The organism is Microbacterium sp. LWO13-1.2 (genome assembly GCF_038397725.1).
GTDB lineage: Bacteria > Actinomycetota > Actinomycetes > Actinomycetales > Microbacteriaceae > Microbacterium.
On the sequence record NZ_CP151634.1, the window covers coordinates 2598433 to 2620535 of the forward strand.

Consider the following 22103-nt stretch of genomic DNA (forward strand, 5'->3'; position numbering starts at 1 on the left):
GACGTCTGTCGCCGCGCCCCGATCGGTCGTCGCTCCCCGCGTGTCCGGCACCGTCCGCGTCGTCGGAGCCGGCCTGCTAGGCGCAAGCATCGGGCATGCTCTGCGTGCCAAGGGTGTGGACGTCGTCCTCGCCGATACGTCGCCTTCGCAGCTTCGCCTCGCCATCGACTACGGCGCTGGTCGCGCGGAGACAGCGGATGACCAGCCGGCGCTGATCGTCGTCGCGGTGCCGCCGGACGTGACGGCCTCCGTCATCGAGGCCGAACTCGTGCGCTACCCCGACGCCGTCGTCACCGACGTCGCCAGCGTGAAGCTCGAGCCGTTCCGCACCCTGCAGGAGCGCGGCGTCGACCTCACGCGCTACATCGGATCCCATCCGCTCGCCGGGCGTGAGCGCGGTGGAGCGATCTCGGCACGTGCCGATCTGTTCATCGGACGCCCCTGGGTCGTCTGCCGTGATGAGGAGACCCGCCCCGCTGATCTCGCCCTCGTCGAGGCCCTCGCTCTCGACGTCGGCGCGATGCCGGTGGAGATGACTCCCGAAGAGCACGACCGCTCGGTGGCGCTCACCTCGCACGTACCGCAGGTCGTTGCGAGCCTGCTCGCCGGCCGTTTCGCGACCGCCGAGGATGGCGCGCTGCGCCTCGCGGGGCAGGGCGTGCGAGACACCACCAGGATCGCGGCATCCGCTCCGGAACTGTGGGTGCAGATCCTCGGTGCGAATGCGGGACCGGTCGTCGAGATCCTCGATGACCTTGCCGCCGACCTTCAGGAGATCTCCGCTGCGCTGCGTGCGCCGGAGGAGCCGGGCGCACGACGGATCGTCGCCGAGACGATCCGTCAGGGCAACGACGGTGTCGAGCGCCTTCCCGGCAAGCACGGGCAGAACCGTCGCTTCGAGCAGCTCGTGGTGATGGTGGATGACACGGCCGGCCAGCTCGGACGCCTGTTCGGCGAGCTCGGTGAGCTCGGAGTGAACGTCGAAGACCTCCGCCTGGAGCACTCGCCGGGGGCGCAGTTCGGTCTCGCTGAGATCAGCGTCGACCCGGCGGCTCTGCACGGAGCGATCGTGGGGCTTCAGGAACGCGGATGGCGGATCGCGGGGACGACCAATGACTGATTTCATCGCGATCGACGGCCCGGCGGGTTCCGGCAAGTCCAGCGTCTCCAAGGCGGTCGCCCGGAAGCTCGGCTTCGGCTACCTCGACACCGGCTCCGCGTATCGTGCACTCGCCTGGCACGTTCTCGACCAGGGCGCGGACACGGCGGATGCCCAGGCCGTCCGGGCGGCGGCATCCGACTTTCCGCTCGCTCTCGGTCTCGACCCCGACATCCGTACCGTGCGTGTCGGCGCCGCCGACATCACCGACGCGATCCGCGAACCGCGGGTTTCCGGCGCGGTGAGCGGTGTCGCCAGGGTGCCGGAGGTGCGCGAGCAGGTGAATCGGCTCTTCCGTACTCTCGTCGCAGAAGCCCCGTATCCCGCCGTCGTCGTCGAGGGCCGCGATATCACCACGGTCGTCGCCCCCGACGCTCCGGTGCGGATCCTGCTGACCGCCGCGCCCGAGGTGCGTGCGGCGCGTCGTGCCGGTGAACTCGCCGGAGAGAACGCCGCGGCCGTCGCCGAGGCGCTGCATCGCCGCGACGCCTCCGACAGTGCCGTCGTCGACTTCCTCAACGCCGCAGAAGGCGTCGAGGTCGTCGACTCGACGGACCTAGATTTCCCCCAGACCATCGATGCCGTGCTGACGGTGATCCAACGACGCCGAGGAGTTCACAATGGCTGACGAAGAATACGAAGGCGGGCCCGACCAGCTCGCCGAGAAGATGGACGCGCTCGACGAGGAGCTCGCCGAGTCGCGCGCCGAGACGCTGCGCGCGAGTCTTTCCGACTACGAGCTCGACGATGAGGATGCCGCGCTTCTCGCCGGCGTGACGCTGGGCGAGGACGGAATCCAGTTCCTGCCGGCCCTGCCGGTGGTCGCGATCGTCGGGCGGCCGAACGTCGGCAAGTCGGCGCTCGTGAACCGCATCCTCGGACGCCGCGAGGCCGTCGTCGAGGACACTCCTGGTGTCACCCGCGACCGCGTGACCTACAAGGCGGAGTGGGCCGACCGGCGCTTCTCCCTCGTCGACACCGGTGGCTGGGAGCCCGATGCCCGCGGCATCGATCGCTCGGTCGCGGCGCAGGCAGAGGTCGCGATCGACCTCTGCGACGTCGTGCTGTTCGTCGTCGACGCGATGGTGGGGGCGACCTCCACCGATGAGCATGTCGTCAAGCTGCTGCGCAAGAGCGGCAAGCCGGTGTTCCTCATCGCCAACAAGGTCGACGACGCGCGTCAGGAGCCGGAAGCGGCTGCGCTGTGGAGCCTGGGACTGGGCGAGCCGTATCCGGTCTCCGCGATCCACGGTCGCGGTGTCGCCGACCTGCTCGACGCCGTGCTGAAGACGCTGCCCGAGGTGTCGGCCGTCGCCAAGCACGAGATCGGCGGACCCCGCCGCGTCGCGATCCTCGGACGGCCGAACGTGGGCAAGTCCTCGCTGCTGAACAAGGCTGCGGGCGAGGAGCGGGTCGTCGTGAACGAGCTCGCCGGCACCACCCGCGACCCCGTCGACGAGGTCGTCGAGCTCGGCGGCAAGCTGTGGCGTCTTGTGGACACCGCCGGTATTCGCCGTCGCGTGCACATGGCGCAGGGTGCGGACTTCTACGCGTCGCTGCGAACGTCTGCCGCGCTGGAGAAGGCGGAGGTCGCAGTTGTCGTCCTCGACGTCTCGGAGACGATCAGCGAGCAGGATGTGCGCATCATCGACCTCGTGCTGGAGTCGGGGCGTGCACTCGTTCTCGCCTTCAACAAGTGGGATCGCCTGAACGACGACGATCTGGAGAACCAGGATCGCCGCCGGTACCTCGAGCGCGAGATCGAGCAGGACCTGGCGCACGTGGCCTGGGCGCCGCGCGTGAACATCTCGGCCAAGACCGGCCGCCACCTCGACAAGCTCGTTCCGGCGCTGGAGACCGCGCTGGACAGCTGGGACCGTCGTATCCCCACCGGCAAGTTCAACGCCTTCCTCGCGGAGCTCGTCGCCGAGCACCCGCACCCGCTGCGTGGCGGAAAGCAGCCGCGCATCCTGTTCGGCACGCAGGCGTCGACGCGTCCGCCGACGTTCGTGCTGTTCACGACCGGATTCCTCGACCCCGGCTACCGCCGGTTCATCCAGCGCCGCCTCCGCGAGCTGTATGTCTTCGAGGGCACTCCGATCGTCATCAACATGCGCGTTCGGGAGAAGCGCCAGCGCTGATCGCGGTCGCCGTCTTCTGTGCGATCTTGGGCGCTGCGGCGCGGATGCTGTGAAAGGGTGAAGGGGTGACGATCGTTCCCCCTTCCCCTGGTGAGCCCCGACGACCTTCGGGGCCGCGTGATCCGGGCGATGCCTGGGTCGTGTCGGACGCGGGGGAGAAGTACTGGGGGCGCTTCGGCGCCGCCGGACTGCTCGCCGTGAATTCCGAGCGCGGCATCCTGCTGCAGCATCGCGTGTCGTGGAGCCACTTCGGCGGTACCTGGGGGTTGCCGGGCGGTGCGCTCCACGAGAGTGAGAGTGTCATCGTCGGTGCGTTGCGTGAGGCTCAGGAAGAGGCCGGGATCCCGGATGGGGCCGTGCGTCCTCGCTTCACGAGTGTTCTGGACCTCGGGATCTGGTCGTACACGACGGTCGTCGGCGATGTGCGGGTGGCGTTCGAGCCGGTGATCAGCGACCCGGAGAGCGTTGCGCTGGAGTGGGTTCCGATCGACGAGGTGGCGGAGCGTCCACTGCATCCCGGTTTCGGTGACGCGTGGCCGGTGCTGCGTTCATTGCTCTCGGTACGGCCGTCGCTCGTGGTGGATGGGGCGAATGTCGTCGGCTCGGTACCTGACGGCTGGTGGAAGGATCGAGCGGGTGCCGCTGCGCGGCTGCGTTCGCGTCTGGAGGGACTCGGTGTTCCTGCAGAGGAGTTCGACGTGGCCGGATCGGTGTGGTTCCCCGAGGTCGTGCTCGTCGTCGAGGGGCAGGCGCGGGACATGCCTGATGTCGCGGGTGGTGCTGACGGTTCACGTGGTGATGGCTTTTCTGACGTTGCTGTGGTGCGCGCGGAGGCGTCGGGCGATGACGCGATCGTCGCAGAGGCTGAACGTCGACTGGCCGCTGGGGAGTCCGTCACCGTCGTGACGAGTGATCGGGGGCTGCAGGCTCGCGCCGAGGCCGCGGGCGCCCGAGTTCAGTCCGCCGGCTGGCTTCTGGGACTTCTGAATCGCCGGGAGTCTTGACCGTCGCGTCAGGGGCTTCTGTCTAGCGGCGTCTCAGGTTCCGTCGTGCCGGGGTGGGATTTCTCCCGCTGAGTTCTCATGGCGCTGCGATTCTTCCCACAGTGCTGTGGGAAGAGCCGCGTCGTGTCAGACGAACATGACGCGCCGGGGTGCAGAGTCGACGTAGGTGTTGCCCAGCGGGCTGGTCCATCGGATGCTGCCGTCAGGATGAAGGCGGGCGTTCCAGCGGTGTCGCTCATCGACGTCGGGATGTTTGAGGACGTGGTGCCCGGTGCAGAAGTGTGCGAGGTTGCAGAGCGCGGTCTTGCCGCCTTTGGCATGGTCGTGATTGTGATCGATCTCGCACCGGTGGACAGGCATGCGGCATCCGGGGAATCGGCAATGCTGATCTCGGGCTCGGAGATGTCGTCGCATGCTCGCGGTCGGAGTGTACGTATCGGTTTCGGTGATCATGCCGGTGGGGTCGGTGAACAGCCGCGTCCAGATGCTCGAACCCCCGGCGAGGGCCCGCGCGGCATCGGGATGGAGCGGCCCGTGCCCGTCGAGTTCTGCGGGGCGGTCATCGGCATCGGCGATGGTGGTCGCGGCGACGGTGACCTGGATCCGGGCGGTGATGTTGTCGAGTCCGGTGCCATGAGCGGCGGTCGGGTCGGAGGCCAGGAGCAGATCGGTGAGCAGATCGGCGCGGATCTCGTCGATCCCACGAGTATCGGCCGGGTAGTGCTCGATGTCGAGGCTGTGGGCGGGATCCGTGAGCGGATCGATCAAGTCGGCGGTGAGATCGGGGTGCGGATCAGTGGTGAAGGTGTCGGACTCACCGAAGATCGCGCTGGCGACGGCGTCTGCGCCAGAGTCGAAGGCGCCGGAGTCTTCACCGGCACGGGAGTCTTCACCGGCACGGGAGTCTTCACCGGCACGGGAGTCTTCACCGGCGCGGGAGTCTGCACGGGCGCTGGAGTCGAAGTCGGAGACGGCGCTCGAGCCTGCACCGGCGCGGGAGTTGAAGTCGATGTCGGCGCGAGGGCCGAAGTCGGCGCTGGGGTCGATGTCGCTTTCGTAAATCGGGTCGGGGCCGTCGTCGAGGAGATCGGGATCGAGAGCGGGTTCCTGGTCGTCGCGGGCAGCGATGATCTCATGCGCGAGCCTGGTGAGACGGTCGACGATCGCGGTAGCCAGGTATTCCGGGAGCACGACCATCAGCAGTGCGAGGCCGTCGCCGGCCGGACGCATCGTCACGGTGCGTTCGCTCTTCGCTCGGGTGTGCCGGTCGACGAGAGTCTCTCCGGCGAGGGCGGCTGCGATCTGGCGAACCAGTGCCCGGGTGCGGGCGGGGTTGTCTCCGGTGGCGGCGACGGTCGCAGCGGTGTCGAAGAGGCTGAGGGTCTCAGCATCCACCCGCCCCTCGATGACAGCCTCGCGGACGATGCCGCCGGCGCGGACGATCTCTCGCACGTGCGCCGCCGTGATCTCCCCACCCTCGAACGCGGCACGCGCGACAGGCAACCAGCCGTGTAGATCACGGGTGTCGGTGAAGGCGTACTCGACGCTGCCCGTGGACACGCGTCCGGCGGCGGAGTACTCCGCGATCATCGACCGGTGGATCGCATCGCGGTGGAACGGAGACTCACGCACATCCGCATCCAGCACCGACAGCCGCTCGTGCAGCAGCCCCGCCGCTCGCGCTTCGAGCGCGGCGATTTCACGCCTCGTCTGCACCCAGGAGTCGAGCAGCACCTGACGCTGCTCGACGTCATCCGGAGTGAAACTGACCATGCTCCAGTATCGCACATATGTTCGAATGTTGGAAGAGTGAAGTCGGGACTTTCAGTCCGTGAAGTCTTCGCGCCCTCGCAGGCGATCGATGTCCCGTCGCTCGCGCTTCGTGGGTCGACCGGCTCCACGATCGCGGAGACCGAGGGCGGCCTGAGGTTCGCGTTCCGGCGTCCGGTCTTCATATGCCGCAACGGCGACGGGTGCGCCGACACGCTTCACCAGCAGCTGACGAACCACCAGGATCCGGTCGAATCCAGCGATCCTGATGCGCAGCTCGTCTCCGATGCGCACCTGCTGCGCGGCCTTCACCTTCTCGCCGTTCACGCGTACATGCCCGGCGCGGCATGCAGTCGTCGCTGCGGAACGGGTCTTGTAGACGCGAATGGCCCAGAGCCAGCTGTCGACACGTGCGGCGTTCATGATTGGGTGCTCCGTCTGTGCAGGGCGAGGAGGGCGCCGCCGACTATCAGTCCTTGTCCGAGCGTATAGGTCAGCATGATGGCAGGGCTGCTCCACGCAGGCAGGGAGTCGGGCAGAAAGAGCTGAAATGCGAGGAGCGTGTCGCTGGCGAGGAAGAACGCTCCGCCTGTGGCGATGAGCGGGTGGCACCGTGCGGCAAACGCGGCGGTGCCGGCGAGTACGAGACCGTAAGCCGCAACGGCGACGAGGAGCCCGCCGGTGTGCGGGCCGAGTGTCGCGATCATGGCGATCCACCAGGCGACGTAGATGACGGTCCACCATGGGAGTCTGCGGCGCTTCAGGAGGCCGAGAAACAGGGCGATGTACGCGAGGTGGGCGATGCCGAAGAATCCCAGCATGAGGGGCAGCTCGGGCGCCGCGGGGAAGTAGGAGGCGGCGCCGTCTCCGAGCCACGACGCGCCGATGGCGGTGAGGAGGAAAGCGATCGTTGCCTTCGGGCGCAGTTGTGGAGCTGCGATCAGAACAGGAAGTGCCAACAGCGGCATGAGGCTGAGCTTGGTCGGCGTCGCGAGTGGATTGTCGAAGGCGAGCAGTGCGACGTGGAGCAACGACATCACCGCGTAGGGAACGAACGCCCACAGGATCGGTGAAAGGAGGGCGCCGCGCTGCATCCTCTCATCGTAGGGCGATCGCGTGCCCGACGGACGTGTGGCCTGGCTCACGGCGCGAGGCGCCGTCCTTCGGGTTCCAGATGCGCGCTCAGGATGCGGATCGCCTTCGGCCCGACGCCGTGAATCGCGAGCAGTTCCTTCGCAGAGACGCCGTCGAACTGTTCGAGCCTCGTCAACCCGTGCAGCGCGAGTTCGCGTCGTGCGACCTTGCCCATGGATGCTGGCAGCGCGGACTCGCTCATCAGTATTCGAGCGTGACCAGAGCTCGGCCCGGCTTGAGTTCGGTCTTCTCTGTGAATCCGGCTTCGACGAACGTTCCCAGCGTTCCGTGGAAAAGGTCGTTGGATGGTTGTTTCTCACCGCCGGTGACGACGGGGTACCCCTCGATCACACGAGCGCCGGATTCGCGCGCGAACTCGACGGCAGCCCGGAGCAACTCGAGATTGAGGCCGCTGCCACGGTGTTCGCGCCGAACGACGAAGCAGGTGACCGCCCATACGGTGTCGTCGTCGAAGGGCTCAGTGCTCGCCGCGGCGATGATGCGCGTGCGAGGGATGCGCGCCTGCCGCGTGCGCGGACCGATGCGGATCCAGCCGGCGGCCTCTCCGTCGACGTAGGCGATGATTCCGGGTGGGGGACCGCTGGCGATCTCCTCCCGGAGCATCTCCGTCCTCTGCGGTGTCGTCGTCTCATTCCAGTCCTTGTTGCTGAGGACCGGCCAGATGCACTGGCAACTAGCGCCGTCGCCGCCGCCGGTGAGGGCATGCTGAACGTCGTCCCACCGCGCGGTCGTCGCCACCTCTGTCGTGATCGTCACCATGCTCGTGACGCTACGCCGAGCATCCGACACTCGCAACGCACCAGCCTGTTCGCGGAGGGCCCCGAGGTGAGGCTAAGATAGGGGAGTTGCCTGCGCGCGAGTGCAGGAGAACGGGCTGTGGCGCAGCTTGGTAGCGCACTTGACTGGGGGTCAAGGGGTCGCAGGTTCAAATCCTGTCAGCCCGACCAAAAAGGCCTGATCAGACGCAAGTTTGATCAGGCCTTTGTCGTTTCTTCAGCGAGCTTTGATAGCTGGGCCAATCTGCTTTGATCGCTTGCGAGCTCATCGGCGTGGAGTCGGCTTTTCGTCGCGCTGTGGCGCGGGGACCCAAAGGGAGCAACCCGCAAGAATCGCATTCGCGTGCTCTGCCGTCGACGCCAAAATGCCGGTCATCAGGGTAAAAGTTCCTCGTACGGGCGCAGAATTCGGCGTTTGATCTCGCGTAGCTGCCCCTCTGCGACGCCATCAACGGCGAGAGGATGAGTCGGTTGAGTGTGCCCACGTGCTCGGGGGTCGTTTGGTTGAGGTTCTCTTGTCCCTCTTCGGTGAGGATGACGAGGGTATGGTGACCGTCGACAGGGCTTGCTTTCGACGCGCGGGCGGTGGAGTTCGCAGCACCGGGGGTGTCGCTCGGAAGCCCCGTGGCTGTGTCCGGGGGAGGGGACCGACGGCCCCCTCCCCGGACTATGCGTTGAGCGCTGTCGTCGGGGACGTGCGCGCGGCGCGCACCGCCGGCAGTAGCCCGGCGACGGCCCCGACGGCCACCGTGACCGCGACTCCGATGACCAGCACTTCGGGCGGGATCGCGACGACCCATCCGTTCGCCTTGGCGGCGACCGCCGTGATGATCCAGCCGAGAGCGACACCGGCGATCCCGCCATATGCCGAAAGCAGTATCGCCTCGAAGAGGAACTGCTCGCGGACATGGCGCTTGGTCGCGCCCAGCGACCGGCGCAGGCCGATCTCGCGGCGACGCTCGAGCACCGAGATGACCATGGTGTTGGCCACTCCGATGCCGCCGACCAGCAGCGCGATTGAACCGACGCCGATGAGGAGCCCCGTGAACGCCTGGTCGACGGTGTTCTTGGCCGCGAGGGCGTCCGAGGGGCGGCTGACCTTCACCTCACTCGGGGACTGCGGGCTGATCGTGGGTGGCAGGAGCGTGCGCACCTCCGCCACGCGGTCCTCCTCGGACCGCTCGTAGATCATCGTGGGATTGCCCTTGTAGCCGAACGCCTGGCGGGCGATCGGCTCGCCGATGAAGGCGACCGAGTCGAGCTCGGGCACCAGCGGCGACGAGTCGAGGATGCCGACCACGGTGAACTGACGCTCACCGAGCCAGACGAGCGAACCCGCATTCTGGATGCCGAGTCTTTCGGCAGCGGCGCGCCCCAGCACGACGGTCGGGAACTGCGCCGTGGCTTCGTTGAGCCACACGCCGGTGAGCATCGTGGTGCCGGTCGCCGCCAGGAGGTCCAGATCCGCCGCCGCGACGGTCATCCCGCCGGTGCGCGAACGCTCGATCTCCGCGTTGCGGTAGATGTTGACCTTGTCCAGCGTGCTCGTCGAGCTCGCGTTGAGTACACCGGGGATCCGTCTGACCTGGGCGACGGCATCCTCGGGCAGAGGCGCCGGCGCACCGAGCATGTCGGTGCCCCCGGTCACCGTGAGCAGGTTGGTGCCCAGCGCGGCCAGCTTTTCCTTGATCAGCGCCTGGCTGGAGGTCGAGATGCCGATGACCGCGATCATCGCTGCGATACCGATGGCGATGCCGAGCGAGGACAGCACCGCCCGGAGCGGCCGGGCCCGCAGCCCGTGGAACCCGAGGGCGAACAGGTCGGCGGGGCGCAGGCGGGAACGCCGGTAGAGGCTCATTCCGCCACCTCCCGCTCGTCGGACACGATCTCGCCGTCACTGATGTGGACCCGCCGGGGCATTCCCGCCGCGACGCCCTGATCGTGCGTGATGACCACGACCGTGGTGCCCGCGTCGTGCAGCTCGCCGAGTATCTGCATCACGCCCGCCCCGGACTTGGTGTCGAGGCTGCCCGTCGGCTCGTCGGCGAGGAGCAGCTTCGGCTCACCCACCACCGCGCGGGCAATGGCTACCCGCTGGCGCTCGCCGCCGGACAGCTGGCGCGGGTGGTGGTGCAGCCGGTCGCCCAGACCGACGCGTTCGAGGGCGATCGCCGCCCGCCGACGGCGCTCGCGGGGAGGCATGCCGGTGTAGAGAAGGCCGGTCGCGACGTTGTCGAGCGCGGTGACGCCGTCCGACAGATGGAACTGCTGGAAGACGAACCCGATGGCGAAGGCGCGCAGCGCGGAGAGCTCATTATCGCTCATGCGCATGACGTCGTTGCCGGCGATCTCGGTGCTGCCGGCGGAGGCGCGGTCGAGTGACCCGATGATGTTGAGCATCGTGGACTTGCCCGAACCACTGGGCCCGACGATCGCGAGCATCTCACCCTCCTCGATCGTCAGGTCGACACCGTTGAGGGCCACGGTGGGTGGGGAGCCGTAGCTGCGCGTCACGCCGCGCAGCTGCACGATCGGGGTACTCACTTGGCCACCACGACCTTGTCGCCCTCGGCGAGGCCCCCGCCTGTGACGGCCACCAGGCCGCTGGCGAAGGCGCCGAGCTCGACGGGCACGAGCTTCGTCTTGCCCGACTTTCCGGTAGTCACCTCGACGGCGAATCCGCCGCCCGGCTGAGCCAGCAGGGCCGTGACGGGAACGAGGAGCAGATCGGTGCCCTTGCTCTGCGTGAGCACGATGCTCACGGTCACGTTGTCGAGGTCCGCGGCGACGGCCGGGTCATCGAGGGTCAGCGTCACCGGGATCTTCACTGCCTTCCCATTGGCGCCGTCGCGCTCGACCGGCGCACCGACCGTGGCGATGGTGCCGGTCGTCTCCACTCCGCCGGGGAGCACGACAGTCACGCTCTTGCTCACCGGGGCGATGGCCTGGTCAGCGGTGTCGATGTACACCAGGACCTGCTTGGAGGTGCCGGTGACCGAGACGATGGCCGCGCTCGCGCCGGCGCCGACGGCGGCTTTCGTGGACTGGATGCGCACATCGGTGGGGGAGAAGATGATCCGGCCGTCCTCGATCATCCCGGTCTGCTCCAGGCCGAGCGACTTCTGCCACTTCTTGATCGCGTCGATGGTGTGCCACGTGAACTGCGCGTCCGGGGTGCGACCGAAGAAGCCCAGCGCGGCGAGGTTCGTCTCGAGCTGCAGGACGTCCGCACCGTTGGTCATCTCCTCGCTAAACGCGCGCCAAACGGGAAGGTTTCCGTGCAGCAGAATGACGGGGGAGTCGTTGATCCGGAAGAGCTCCTGTCCGGCCGTGATGACGGTGCCGCCGGCCGGAACCCCGGTCACGATGCCCGACAGGGTCGTGCCGATGTCGCGGAGCGAGGAGAATCCGAGTGTGCCCTGCGCGCGCAGCTGTTCGGTCAGCTCGCCGCGGGTGACGGTGGCGGTTTCCACCGAGCCCTTGTCATCCTTGGGTTGCGCCGAGAACGGTCGCTGGACGAGCACGACGGCAGCGACGATCGCCGCGACGACGAGCACGCCGAGGCCAGTTAGCAGCAGCGCGCGCTTGCGCCGAGGACGCGCGGTGGTCGGTGTGGTGTCCGTGCTCATTTGGATCCCACCGGCTGGTTGGCCTTCTCGGTGCAGGTGTCTACGTCGTCGCCGTTCGTCTCCGGGCCGAACGCCTGTCCCATGCCGCCCGAGCCCTTGACCGGGTCCGGGTAGTCGTAGCCGAGCTCGCGCATGCACGAGGCGAAGATCAGCTGCGACTCGAACAGTTCGTCCTCGCTGGGCAGGCTGTCATCGACGGGCGCCTCGCCGACCTCGGCGGTGCACGCCGCGTAGGCCTTGTCGAACTCGGCCATGTCCCACTGCGAGGTGTCGATGGAGTCGGAGGGCTCGCCGTCCGCGGACGTCTGAGCCAGGTCGAAGCCGGCCTTCAGCATGCAGCTGTCCATCGTCTGGCGCCACTCGACGATCGAGGATTCCAGATCGTCCGACTTGAGTTCGGGTTCGGCGCCGCCGGCCGGTGCGCACGCGGACAGTCCGAGCGCGAGCACCGTGCCGGTGACGAGGGCGAGGACGCCAGTGGTGACGCGACGACTGCGGGGGGTAGTGAGGAATCTCATGGGCTGCTCCTTGGGACTTCGGCCGCGGTCGGACGACCTGGCTGATCCCACCTCACCAAACACGTGGTTGCGAGGGGGTAAAGCGTCCCTTTTACCTTTCTCCAACCTGCGGTCTGCTTGAATCGGGGCGGAGATCACGGACCGGAGGAGGAATGCATGCGCGTGCTGATCGTGGAGGACGAAGAGTTCCTCGCCGACGCCATCCGCACCCGGTTGGAGATGGAGTCGATCGCGGCGGACATCGTGGGGGATGGGCATGCCGCGCTCGCCGCAGTGGAGTTCAACGACTACGACGTGGTGCTCCTGGACCGCGACATCCCGGGTGTGCATGGCGACGATGTCTGTCGCGCTCTGGCCGCCGACCCGAGCAGTCCCGTCGTTCTCATGCTGACCGCGGCGGGCGCGCTCGATGATCGTGTGGGCGGGCTCGAGCTCGGCGCCGACGACTATCTAGCCAAGCCGTTCGAGTTCCCTGAGCTGATCGCCCGGCTGCGCGCGCTGAACCGTCGCGCGTTCACCGCGCTCCCGCCCGTGCTGGAGAAGCGCGGCGTGCGTCTAGACCCCTTCCGCCGCGAGGTCACCCGCGACGGCCGGTTCGTGCAGCTCACCCGCAAGGAGTTCTCCGTGCTCGAGCTGCTCCTGCGCGCCGACGGCGGCGTCGTCAGTGCCGAGACGATCCTGGAGAAGGCGTGGGATGAGAACGCCAACCCCTTCACCGCCACGGTGAAAGTGACCATCAGCAACTTGCGCCGCAAGCTCGGCGAGCACAGCATCATCACCACGGTCCCGGGGGTCGGCTATGCCATCACAGACCACGACTGAGCCCCAGACCCGGCGCTACCGCGCCACCGTCCGCACGCGACTGGCGCTGACCTATTCCGCCCTGCTGACCGGTGCCGGACTCGTTATGCTCACGATCGTCTACTTGGTCATGCGCTTCGTGCCCACATACGCCCTCGTGCCGTCCGATTCCTTCCCGGCCGAGCCCTCGGATCCGGGCATCGCGACGCCGCTGCCCGAGTCGTCCGAGGGCACGACGGCGGCATCGACCACTCCGGCCTCCGAGATCCTGATCACCTCGACCGAGCAGATGCTCAACCTGCTGCTGATCGTCTCCATTGCCGTGCTCATCGTGCTCGCCGCCGTGGGCATCGCCGTCGGCTGGGCCGTCGCCGGGCGGATGCTGAAGCCGCTGCAGTACATCAACGGCGCTGCCCGCAAGGCCGCGCATGGCGACCTCGCGCAGCGGATCCGGCTCGAGGGGCCGCGGGACGAGATCTCCGAGCTGGCGATGAACTTCGACGATATGCTCGCGCAGCTCGAGCGCTCCTTCGCCGCCTCGAAGCGGTTCGCCTCGAACGCATCGCACGAACTGCTCACCCCGCTGGCCACTACTCGGGCGATGCTCGATGTCGCGGTCGCCCAACGCGACGATGCAACCGAGCGCGCTCTGTTCGCTCGGCTGCGAGCGATGAACGAGCGCAGCATCGAGACGGCCGAAGCCCTGCTCGGCCTGGCGCAGATCGAAGCATCGACAGTCGCCGGCGAGCGCATCGACCTGGCCAGGGTTGTGGCCGAGGTCGCGGAGTTCTGCACCGACGAAGCGGCCGAGGCCGGCGTCACGGTGACGCTCGATCTGCAGCCTGCGCACTTCGACGGTGAGCCGGTGCTGGCGCGACAGCTCGTCAGCAACCTCGTGGAGAACGGGATCCGGCACAACGCCGCATTCGACGGCTTCCTCACGATCATCACGCGCACGGCCGCGGACGGGTCCGCGCTGATCGAGGTCAAGAACAGCGGCGAGATCCTGGAAGCGGATGCCGTCACCGCGCTCGCGGAGCCGTTCACGCGCGCCGCCGGTCGCCGGTCTACGACGTCGGCGAAGGGGCATGGTCTCGGGCTGTCGATCGTGTCGGCGATCGTCACCCGCTTCCACGGCATCCTCAAGCTGGCCGCCCGCCCGGGCGGAGGTCTGCGCGTCGTGGTGACCTTCCCGTCCGCGGGATAGCTCTGCGCCATCTGATCGGCCAAGCGCAGCTGAGGTCTTCGAGTTGCGGCATCCTCTCGCGAGCCGACCATGGGGTGATGGACGATGAGGCGCCGCTCAAGGGCGTCCGCGACGGCGGATGCAGCATCCGTCATGCCTACCCGCGCGCGTCGAAACAGGCGTGGCTGATCCTCGTCCTCGTCGCGGTGCTGATGGCGGCAGGGTTGACGGCGTCGATGCTGCGACCAGCCGCGGCGCCGTTGCCTACAGCGACAGCGAAGGTGACTCGCGGGCCGACGCCGACTCCCTCACAGTGGTCGGCAGCATGAGAACAACAGCGATCTCATCGGTGACGTCGGTCCTGTTCGTTGCGCTTGAAGCCGAGGGACCGGAGCTTCCGTGCGAGAGCCGTGGCTGACCATTCCGGCGGAGCACACCGCTAAAACAGGAAACGTCAGGTCGAGAGGGCGAAGAGACCTGGTCGGGGCTACTAGGGGTCAAGTGGGCGCGCCTTCCTAATGTGGAGCTCTTCAGAGATGCTTCCACAAACCCCACGTGAACCCCTTCGATGGGTTTGCCGATGGCTACCAAGAGCAGGGACCTGGCCGGGATCTGGTGCATGCAAACCATGCAATCCATGACGTGAAATGAGGCCGCTTGAGGGGCAGGGAACCCCGGAAAACCAAGAATCTGCGCTGAACCGTCTGCCTGGGGGTCAAAGGTTCGCAGGTTCAAATCCTGTCAGCCCGACCTGTCGAGGGATGCCACTCCGCAGGCAGTGCCCTCCCACCTGTGGCCGGTTTCGAGGTGCCCATAGGCTGGCATCATGCCCGTGTTCTTGTATCCCGCTTTGCCGGATCGCGCGGACGGGGCGCGGTTGGGTGGTGCTCCGCCGTCAGTGATCGAGACGCATCCGCTTATGGAGACGCACCGATATCTGCTGACTCTTGACGTGGTCTGTGCGTCGTGGACGGGCAGCCGTGAGGTGTCGGTGGTGTTGCGTGCCGGCTTCAGCATCGAAGACGAGGATCTCGTCTATCCGGACATGGCCATGCGGGCGATCGTTCATGAACCCTCGCCGCGTGGGTTGCGGGATGACCTGGGGTGGTCGGGACTGCGTGCGACAGCGCTTGTCGCAAGGCCAGACGCCGGGTCTACGCCGGCTCTGGTGCGGATCGATGACGAACCCGTCTTGATTCAGGGCGAGCCCGCGTTCGCGGACGCCGTGCGCGCGGATGGGCACCGATTCCTGTTCCAGATCGATGAAGAGGGTTGGCCCGTGGAGGGCGAGCTTGAGGACGTTATCGCGGAGTATCTGTGGGGATTTGGCTCGGTGTACTTCTATGGCACACCGAGTGCGGACGGGACCGTGCGCGACGTCGTCGCTGGCTTCATCGACTTCTGATGGAACGCCAATCACTCACATTCGTATTGGAGTTTCAGGGATTGCTGGTGGCACCGAACAGTAATCCATCGACGAAGTGGTCCCGTCGGGCTGGCCGCGAGCTGATGTACGTCAGCAGATCCTCGAAGTGCGGGAACGCGACAACGGCCTCTTCGAACTCTGGTTCAGTTCCGTGGACGACTGCTCCATCGTCCCGCACCGCCAGGTACTCGTATCCGTTGCGAACGGAAAGCAGGATGGGCAGGTGGCGCTTCCAAAAACGGGAAACCTCGACGGCCTCGTCATCCGTCGTAGCGGCCTGGATGCTCAGCTCTTCCAGCTCGTTCCACGCGAACGCACCTTCCGCTCCGGGGGAGTAGTCGTCGCGAGACAAGAACCAGACCGTATCGTCTGAACTCGAAAGCACTGAGAACGAGGACACCCAGCGGATCACCGTTTCGGGCGCCGCCCGCAACGCAGAGGGAAGTCCGCCATTCGCAGGCAGAGGCGGCTCATACGTCCAACCGGCTTCCCGCAAGCATCCGGCCGCACGTTGAAAGAGGTCCGTCATGCTCTACAGGCTACCGAGCGGTCTCTCGGGGCCGACGGTCACGTGGTCGCGCCCGTGTTGGCCCATTCCAGTGTCGACATCTTCTGCTCGATCGTGTTCAGTCCGATAGCCCCGCACCCCACGAGGGTGAGCCGGCGCAGGGCGGGGAGTTCGTTGATGGCCGCGATGCCGGTGATCTTCTTGCAGTACTGGATGTTCAGGACTTCCAATCGTTGCAGGGTCGCCAGTTCCGAGATGTCGCCCAGGGCTGTGAGATTCTTCAGCCGCAGTGACTCCATTTGGGAGAGCGCACTGATTCCGGTGAGGCTCTTCAGCGTGCGTCCACCGATCAGCCCGAGCCGGCGCAGCCCGACGGGTTCGACGAGGCGGAAGATCTCCTCGTCAGTGGGCACGTTCAGCAGGTTCAGCTCTTCGAGCGACAGTTCGAGCGCCTGCCTCACATTGTTCAGAGACCTCTGCGGGTAGAGGGAGAGCGCCCGGAGTTCGGGGAAGTGCTCGTTCTGGAATCGGAAGGGTTCGCCGACGTAGAGGGTATGCAGGTTCGGCACCACCACATCTGGCCATACCAGGGTCCGTTCGCCGACGTGCACGAAGAGCTCTTCCAGACTCTCGGGGAGATCGCCTTGCCGCAGTTGGGTGACGACAGTGGGGAGGACCCGCCCCGGCCCGATGCTGAGGGCTTTCAAGTTCGTCATCGCAGTGATGATCTCGGGGAGACGGTCGATTGGCCCGTCAAGCGGCGACCACAGGTGTACATCGGTGATGCGCGACAGCTGCTCGGTGTCGTAGGGCTGGTCGTAGAACACGAGGTCCCTGTCGGGCACGTCGAACTGGTGCTGGTGAGCACTGTGCAACACCATGGTCCGCTTATTCGTTGACGCCCTCATCTACGCACCCCTGACTCCGCCGACTATCGCCCACGCCACCGCCAGATTACCGGTGCGGGCTGTCGTCGCTCCTGCCGCGCCGCACCTGTCCCGAGGGCACGTGCAGGCTTCGCACGAAAACCAGGCTCGGTGCTCCTCGACAGACTTTCACGCCCCCGCGTCAATAGCCGCCCGCAATGTCCCCTTCTTCATCCCTAGCGCCCATTCCGCAACATCCGCCACGACTCGCGTATGCGCCGGATGCTCGATCTGCCGGGAGGCGTTCACATAGGACCCACCGCCATCTACCGCGATCAGGATCCGGATGCACGCCGCTTCAGCATCCACCGCTCCGAAGTCGCCGGAGGCTATGCCGTCCACGATCATGGCCGTCAGACGCTCCCGGTCGAGGGCGTCCTGCACCTCCAACTCGACATCGAGCGTCGGACTGAACCGCGCCAGATGCCGTGCGTTCAGCCAGAGCTTCGCCAACGGAAGCGAGCGGCGCTGCTCGATGTGGTCCACGAAGTGGGCGAGCCTCTGCAAGGGGGTGCCGTCTGAGGTGAAGAACTGCTCGCGCTCGAGCACCGCGGCGCGGGCGAAGGCCGCGACCACCAGATCTTCTGCGACGGGGAAATAGTGCGTGATCAGCCCTGGCCGCACACCCAGTCGGGCTGCGACCGCCCGGAGCGTGATGCGCTCGAGTCCCTCTTCGATCGCGATCGACGCGGCGCACGCGAGGATGTCCTCCCGCCTCTCTTCCGGAGGCTTGCGAGTTCGCGGGGGAGCAGTGCTCGAAGAAGTGCTTGACGTCACCCCACCCATGCTATTGAATGAGTGACCAATAGTCCATTGGGCATGTGACCAATAACAAAGGTGACAGCAATGACGCTCCTCCCGAAAGGAACTCCATGACCCAGATCCACCCCGTCGGTGCCGACGCCGTCGACACGGCAACCCATCCGGAGACGCGCGGCATCGAGCTGATCGATGATGCCGAACGCCACGGCAGAGCGCGCGACCTGTTCCTCATCTGGGCGGCTCCGAGCGTCAGCATCCTGAATCTCACGATCGGTGCGTCGCTGATCCTGCTGGGCCTCGAGATCTGGCAGGCGATCGCCGTGATCGTCGCGGCGTCGCTGCTCTGGGTGCTGCCAGGGATCATCGCCGGCAGCGGACCGGCAGCTGGAACCTCCGGCTCGGTCGTGACGCGAGCGATGTACGGAGTCCTCGGCAACCGGCTCTTCGTCGCCGTGGTCGGCTGGTTCATCGGCGCGGTCTTCCTTTCGCTGACCTGGCTCGCATCCTCGTTCATGGGCGCCGACCTGCTGCGGCGCGCCGGCATGGACGACCCGACCTGGGTTCCGATCGGCGTCACGGTCGTCGTCGCCGCGATCACGATCCTCGTCGCGATCTTCGGTCACGGGCTGATCCTGCGTGCCTACCCCTACATGGCCGCCGCCCTGTTCGTGATCTTCCTCGCCGTCGCCGCCTTCATCCTCCCGACCGTCGACTGGGCGTACGCCGCCCCCGAGCCCTTGAGCGGACCCGCCCTCTGGTCGGCGATCTCGATCGGCTTCACGATCCTCGCCTCGACCCCCTTGTCATTCATGAACAGCCCCGACATCGCCCGCTACCTCCCGCGCGACACGAAGCCCTCGCACATCACCGCCGCGACCGCCCTCGGGGGCGCCATCCCCTTCATCGTCTTCACTACCGTCGGCGTGCTGCTGGCGACAGGGCTGAGCGTCGCCGCGTTCGAGACCGGCATCGACGTCGCCCTCCTGGATCTGCTGCCCGAATGGCTCGGTCCGGTGCTCGTCATCGGCGTCATCATCAACACGATCGCCCTCAACGCCATGACGGCCTACACGTCGAGCATGGCCCTCCAGGCGATCGGCTTCCGCCTGCGCCGCATCCCGGCAGCGATCATCGTCGGCGTCGTCGGCACCGCACTGACGATCTACCTCGTGCTGTCGTCGAACCTCGTGGAAGCCGCGAACCTCATGCTGCAGTTCCTCGTCGTCGTGTCGGGGCCGGCAATGGCGATCTTCGTCGTCGACGTCATCCTGCGCCGCTACGACTACGACGGCGTCGACCTCTTCCACGACAGGCCCGGCGCCCAGTTCTGGTACTCGGCGGGATGGAGCATCCCCGGCATAACCGCGCTCATCGTCGGCGGAATCGCGACCGCGCTGTGCCTGTCGACGAGCGTCTGGAGCGGTCCGGTCGCCGAGATCACCGGGTACATCGATCTCTCCGTGCCCGTCGGCATGCTCGTCGCCGCAGTCCTCTACGCCGGCCTGCTGCGCACACCTCTCGGAAAGGACGGTCGACCGTGACCACCCGCTACCTCAACGGACGCATCTTCACCGCAGATCCGGACCCTGCACTCGCCTGGGTCGAGGCTCTCGTGATCGATGGCGAGACGATCACCTACGTCGGTACAGCCGAGGGCGCCCCCTCGGCCGACGAGACGGTCGATCTTGAGGGCCGACTCGTCCTTCCCGGCTTCACCGATGCTCACACCCACCTCCTCATGGCAGGTGCCGCGCTCGGCCAGGTGCCGCTCACCGCCGCGCGCTCGCTCGATGAGATCCAGGCGCTGCTGCTTGAGGCGAGGGCCGCGAATCCGGATGCTGCGGTCCTGCGCGGCCGAGGATGGTTGTTCGACTCAGTGCCGGATGGCGCTCCGACAGCGGCGATGATCGACGCGGTCGTCGATGACATCCCCGTCTACCTCGACGCGAACGATTACCACTCGTGCTGGGTCAACAGCGCGGCGCTGGCGGAACTCGGCATCACCCGCGAGACTCCGGATCCGATCGGCGGGCATTTCGCCCGGGATGCCGAGGGGGAGCCGACCGGGCTGCTCTACGAGACCGCCGCGACCCAGTACGCCTGGGCTCATCGGGACGAGACCACCACCGACGCCGACCGTGATGCAGACGTGGAACGTGTGATCGACGCCTACCTGGCCGCCGGGGTCACCGGCGCGATCGACATGGCCTTCGACGAGTTCGGACTCGCGGCGCTCCAGCGGGCTGAGGTGCGACACGGGGGAGAGCTGCCGATCCGCGTCGCCGCGCACTGGATCATCACAAACACAGGTGACGATGATGAGAACCTTGCGCAAGTCGCTCGCGCGGCGGAGCTCGCGCGCGACGCCTCCTCTCCCTGGCTCCGTGTCGTCGGCATCAAACTCATCCTCGACGGGGTCATCGACGCGTGCACCGCGGCGATGCGGCATCCGTATGCCGATGGATCGAACGCCGAGCCCATCTGGCCCGTCGCGCAACTGAATCCCGTCGTCGTGGCAGCGGATGCCGCGGGCCTTCAGATCGCGCAGCATGCGATCGGCGACTACGCGAGCGAGATCGCGCTCGACGCCATCGAGCACGCCATCGCGGTCAACGGGAACCGACCGCGACGCCACCGCATCGAGCACCTTGAATACGCGGCCCCCGGGACGGCCGAGAGGATGGCGCGCCTCGGCGTGACCGCATCGATGCAACCGGTGCACAGCGACCCCGCGATCTTCGCGAACTGGGCGGAGATGCTCGGCGACGACCGTGTCGACCGCGCGTTCCCGTGGCCGGAGTATGAGAATGCCGGAGCGCTGCTGGCCTTCTCGACGGATGCTCCGACCGCCCCGCACGAGGCGTTGGCGAACATGTACGTGGCATCGACTCGTGCCTCGGCGCTCGATCGGAGCGTGGGCGCCATCCATCCGCAGTTCGCGCTCCCTCTCGCGGCCGCGATCGGTCACGCGACGCGCGATGCCGCGGCGTCCGTCGGCGACGGCGATTGGCGAGGTCGTATTGCCCCGGGGTTCGCTGCGGACGTGATCGTGCTCGACACCGATCCGTTCACCGAGGGGCCGGCTTCCCTGCTCGACGCCCGTGTGATCCAGACGATCGTCGCCGGGAGGACACGCTACCGGGCGTCGTGATCGCAGACCTTGCCGATGATGGCGTCGTGCAGGCTTCATCGCATCAACCCATATTCTTGCCTTGGGCGCATTCGCCCGGCGACAAGGAAGGAACAGCGTGGGGGAGAAACGGCCGACTCTTGCCGATGTCGCGCAGCTCGCGGGACTCTCGCAGACCGCCGTTTCGTTGATCCTCAACGGGAGGCCGAACACCCGGCTTTCGCAGGATGCACGGGATCGAGCCTTCAGTGCCGCTCAAGCGCTGGGTTACCGACCGAACCTGTCCGCCCGCGCGCTTCGCGGCGACAAGACGCACACCATCGGGTTCATCTCCGACATGGTGACGACGACGCGATTCGCGTCAGGGCTCATCGAGGGCGCGATCACTGCCGCGGAGGAAGCAGGCCATGTGGTGCTGGTGATGGAGACGAACGGCGACCCCCGACGTCAGTCCGTCGCCGTCGAGGCGGTGCTCGACCGGCAGGCGGACGGCATCCTCTTCGCATCGATGCGAGCCCGGGAAGTGAGCCTTCCCCCTGTTCCTGAGGGTACCGAGGTCGTGATGCTCAACGCGATCAGCTCGGAGCACCGTCGTTCCGTCCTGCCCGACGAGGAGGCAGGCGGTCGGGCGGCAGTGGAGGTGCTGGTCAAGGCGGGGCATCGCGAGGGCATCGCGCTCATCGGACAGCGGGACGAAGCCGGCTCCGAGCTGCTGCGATCCATCGCCGTGTCGCGAAGGATGGCGGGGATCATCCAGGCGATGCACGAGCACGGTCTCGAGTTCATCGACGAGGAGCCGATCTCGATGTGGGTCCCGGATCGCGGTTATGCCGCGACGCAAGCGGTACTCGAACGAGGGCGACCGGTGACGGCGCTGCTCTGCCTGAACGACCGGATCGCATTCGGCGCCTACCAGGCTCTCGCGGACGCGGGGCTGTCGGTTCCGGATGACATCTCCGTGATCTCGTTCGACAACGACGAACTCGCATCGTATCTCCGCCCCGGGCTGACGACCATCGGCCTGCCGCACGAGACGATGGGCGCGAAGGCGGTCGACATCCTGCTGCACCATTCGGACGCGGTCGACACGCTCGTGCCCATGCCGGTGATCACCCGCGCCTCTGTCGCGCCCCTGCAGCACTGAGCTCCCGCTCCGGGGGATGCAGCGCTGAGCTCCCGCTCCGGCGGGTGCCGCGCTGAGCATCCGTACCC

General features: G+C 67.0%; 23 protein-coding genes and 1 tRNA gene. 12 read left to right on the forward strand and 12 right to left on the reverse strand.

Translation table 11 applies throughout. The annotated features are described in order from the left end of the window. Window positions 1-40 precede the first annotated feature (40 nt). The 4 genes from MRBLWO13_RS12275 to MRBLWO13_RS12290 all read left to right on the forward strand — a co-directional run bounded on the left by MRBLWO13_RS12275 (window position 41) and on the right by MRBLWO13_RS12290 (window position 4304). Window positions 41-1120: a prephenate dehydrogenase gene (locus MRBLWO13_RS12275; RefSeq protein ID WP_341978382.1), complete on the forward strand. Its 1080-nt coding sequence runs from the start codon at window positions 41-43 to the stop codon at window positions 1118-1120. Continuing rightward, on the forward strand, window positions 1113-1787 hold the full coding sequence (gene cmk, locus MRBLWO13_RS12280; RefSeq protein WP_341974277.1) for a (d)CMP kinase: 675 nt from the start codon (window positions 1113-1115) through the stop codon (window positions 1785-1787). The genes MRBLWO13_RS12275 and cmk overlap by 8 nt, the downstream gene beginning before the upstream one ends. Next, window positions 1780-3300, forward strand: coding sequence for a ribosome biogenesis GTPase Der (der, locus tag MRBLWO13_RS12285; RefSeq protein WP_341974278.1), 1521 nt, complete (start codon window positions 1780-1782; stop codon window positions 3298-3300). Before cmk ends, der begins: the two co-directional genes overlap by 8 nt. A gap of 65 nt (window positions 3301-3365) precedes the next feature. Continuing rightward, entirely contained in the window at window positions 3366-4304 is a 939-nt protein-coding gene (locus MRBLWO13_RS12290; RefSeq protein ID WP_341974279.1) for an NUDIX hydrolase, read from the forward strand. Between the two features lie 126 nt (window positions 4305-4430). Here MRBLWO13_RS12290 and MRBLWO13_RS12295 read toward each other — a convergent pair whose 3' ends face one another. Genes MRBLWO13_RS12295 through MRBLWO13_RS12315 form a run of 5 tightly spaced genes read right to left on the reverse strand, consistent with a single transcriptional unit; the run spans window position 4431 to window position 7988 of the window. After that, entirely contained in the window at window positions 4431-6077 is a 1647-nt protein-coding gene (locus MRBLWO13_RS12295) for a DUF222 domain-containing protein (RefSeq protein WP_341974280.1), read from the reverse strand. A gap of 51 nt (window positions 6078-6128) precedes the next feature. Next, complete coding sequence (locus MRBLWO13_RS12300; protein WP_341974281.1) at window positions 6129-6497, reverse strand: RNA-binding S4 domain-containing protein; 369 nt, start codon at window positions 6495-6497, stop codon at window positions 6129-6131. Further along, window positions 6494-7168, reverse strand: coding sequence for a lysoplasmalogenase family protein (locus MRBLWO13_RS12305; protein WP_341974282.1), 675 nt, complete (start codon window positions 7166-7168; stop codon window positions 6494-6496). The genes MRBLWO13_RS12300 and MRBLWO13_RS12305 overlap by 4 nt, the downstream gene beginning before the upstream one ends. 47 nt (window positions 7169-7215) lie before the next feature. After that, window positions 7216-7410, reverse strand: a complete 195-nt coding sequence (locus MRBLWO13_RS12310) for a hypothetical protein (RefSeq protein ID WP_341974283.1) — start codon at window positions 7408-7410, stop codon at window positions 7216-7218. Then, entirely contained in the window at window positions 7410-7988 is a 579-nt protein-coding gene (locus tag MRBLWO13_RS12315) for a GNAT family N-acetyltransferase (RefSeq protein ID WP_341974284.1), read from the reverse strand. The genes MRBLWO13_RS12310 and MRBLWO13_RS12315 overlap by 1 nt, the downstream gene beginning before the upstream one ends. Window positions 7989-8099: 111 nt before the next feature. On the opposite strand from MRBLWO13_RS12315, the gene MRBLWO13_RS12320 reads away from it, so the two are divergent. Continuing rightward, window positions 8100-8176, forward strand: a tRNA-Pro gene (locus MRBLWO13_RS12320). A 496-nt stretch (window positions 8177-8672) separates the two neighbouring features. Here the strand turns inward: MRBLWO13_RS12320 and MRBLWO13_RS12325 are convergent. Genes MRBLWO13_RS12325 through MRBLWO13_RS12340 form a run of 4 tightly spaced genes read right to left on the reverse strand, consistent with a single transcriptional unit; the run spans window position 8673 to window position 12152 of the window. Then, a complete protein-coding gene (locus MRBLWO13_RS12325; protein ID WP_341974285.1) occupies window positions 8673-9863 on the reverse strand; it encodes an ABC transporter permease in 1191 nt (396 codons plus the stop codon). Further along, window positions 9860-10549, reverse strand: coding sequence for an ABC transporter ATP-binding protein (locus MRBLWO13_RS12330; RefSeq protein WP_341974286.1), 690 nt, complete (start codon window positions 10547-10549; stop codon window positions 9860-9862). The genes MRBLWO13_RS12325 and MRBLWO13_RS12330 overlap by 4 nt, the downstream gene beginning before the upstream one ends. Beyond that, a complete protein-coding gene (locus tag MRBLWO13_RS12335; RefSeq protein WP_341974287.1) occupies window positions 10546-11634 on the reverse strand; it encodes a peptidoglycan-binding protein in 1089 nt (362 codons plus the stop codon). The genes MRBLWO13_RS12330 and MRBLWO13_RS12335 overlap by 4 nt, the downstream gene beginning before the upstream one ends. After that, the gene (locus MRBLWO13_RS12340) at window positions 11631-12152 is read right to left on the reverse strand and encodes a hypothetical protein (protein ID WP_341974288.1); all 522 of its coding nucleotides are present in this window, start codon (window positions 12150-12152) and stop codon (window positions 11631-11633) included. The genes MRBLWO13_RS12335 and MRBLWO13_RS12340 overlap by 4 nt, the downstream gene beginning before the upstream one ends. Before the next feature lie 156 nt (window positions 12153-12308). Between MRBLWO13_RS12340 and MRBLWO13_RS12345 the strand changes: the two genes are divergently transcribed. From MRBLWO13_RS12345 to MRBLWO13_RS12360, 4 genes are all read left to right on the forward strand, one after another. Then, window positions 12309-12974, forward strand: a complete 666-nt coding sequence (locus MRBLWO13_RS12345) for a response regulator transcription factor (protein WP_341974289.1) — start codon at window positions 12309-12311, stop codon at window positions 12972-12974. Next, window positions 12952-14160, forward strand: coding sequence for a HAMP domain-containing sensor histidine kinase (locus tag MRBLWO13_RS12350; RefSeq protein WP_341974290.1), 1209 nt, complete (start codon window positions 12952-12954; stop codon window positions 14158-14160). The genes MRBLWO13_RS12345 and MRBLWO13_RS12350 overlap by 23 nt, the downstream gene beginning before the upstream one ends. Before the next feature lie 77 nt (window positions 14161-14237). Beyond that, window positions 14238-14468: a hypothetical protein gene (locus tag MRBLWO13_RS12355; RefSeq protein ID WP_341974291.1), complete on the forward strand. Its 231-nt coding sequence runs from the start codon at window positions 14238-14240 to the stop codon at window positions 14466-14468. Between the two features lie 497 nt (window positions 14469-14965). Continuing rightward, window positions 14966-15544, forward strand: a complete 579-nt coding sequence (locus MRBLWO13_RS12360) for a hypothetical protein (protein ID WP_341974292.1) — start codon at window positions 14966-14968, stop codon at window positions 15542-15544. A gap of 34 nt (window positions 15545-15578) precedes the next feature. Here the strand turns inward: MRBLWO13_RS12360 and MRBLWO13_RS12365 are convergent, their stop codons facing one another. From MRBLWO13_RS12365 to MRBLWO13_RS12375, 3 genes are all read right to left on the reverse strand, one after another. Further along, window positions 15579-15917 carry a hypothetical protein gene (locus MRBLWO13_RS12365; protein WP_341974293.1) on the reverse strand — a complete coding sequence of 113 codons (339 nt, stop codon included), beginning with the start codon at window positions 15915-15917 and terminating at the stop codon, window positions 15579-15581. A 215-nt stretch (window positions 15918-16132) separates the two neighbouring features. Then, a complete protein-coding gene (locus tag MRBLWO13_RS12370) occupies window positions 16133-16954 on the reverse strand; it encodes a hypothetical protein (protein ID WP_341974294.1) in 822 nt (273 codons plus the stop codon). Between the two features lie 174 nt (window positions 16955-17128). Next, a complete protein-coding gene (locus MRBLWO13_RS12375; RefSeq protein ID WP_341974295.1) occupies window positions 17129-17785 on the reverse strand; it encodes a TetR/AcrR family transcriptional regulator in 657 nt (218 codons plus the stop codon). An 86-nt stretch (window positions 17786-17871) separates the two neighbouring features. Between MRBLWO13_RS12375 and MRBLWO13_RS12380 the strand changes: the two genes are divergently transcribed. From MRBLWO13_RS12380 to MRBLWO13_RS12390, 3 genes are all read left to right on the forward strand, one after another. Beyond that, window positions 17872-19302 (forward strand): cytosine permease, encoded by a 1431-nt coding sequence (locus MRBLWO13_RS12380; RefSeq protein WP_341974296.1) that lies wholly within the window; start codon window positions 17872-17874, stop codon window positions 19300-19302. Next, complete coding sequence (locus tag MRBLWO13_RS12385; protein ID WP_341974297.1) at window positions 19299-20912, forward strand: amidohydrolase; 1614 nt, start codon at window positions 19299-19301, stop codon at window positions 20910-20912. Before MRBLWO13_RS12380 ends, MRBLWO13_RS12385 begins: the two co-directional genes overlap by 4 nt. Before the next feature lie 97 nt (window positions 20913-21009). Further along, on the forward strand, window positions 21010-22035 hold the full coding sequence (locus tag MRBLWO13_RS12390; RefSeq protein WP_341974298.1) for a LacI family DNA-binding transcriptional regulator: 1026 nt from the start codon (window positions 21010-21012) through the stop codon (window positions 22033-22035). The last annotated feature ends 68 nt before the right edge of the window (window positions 22036-22103 follow it).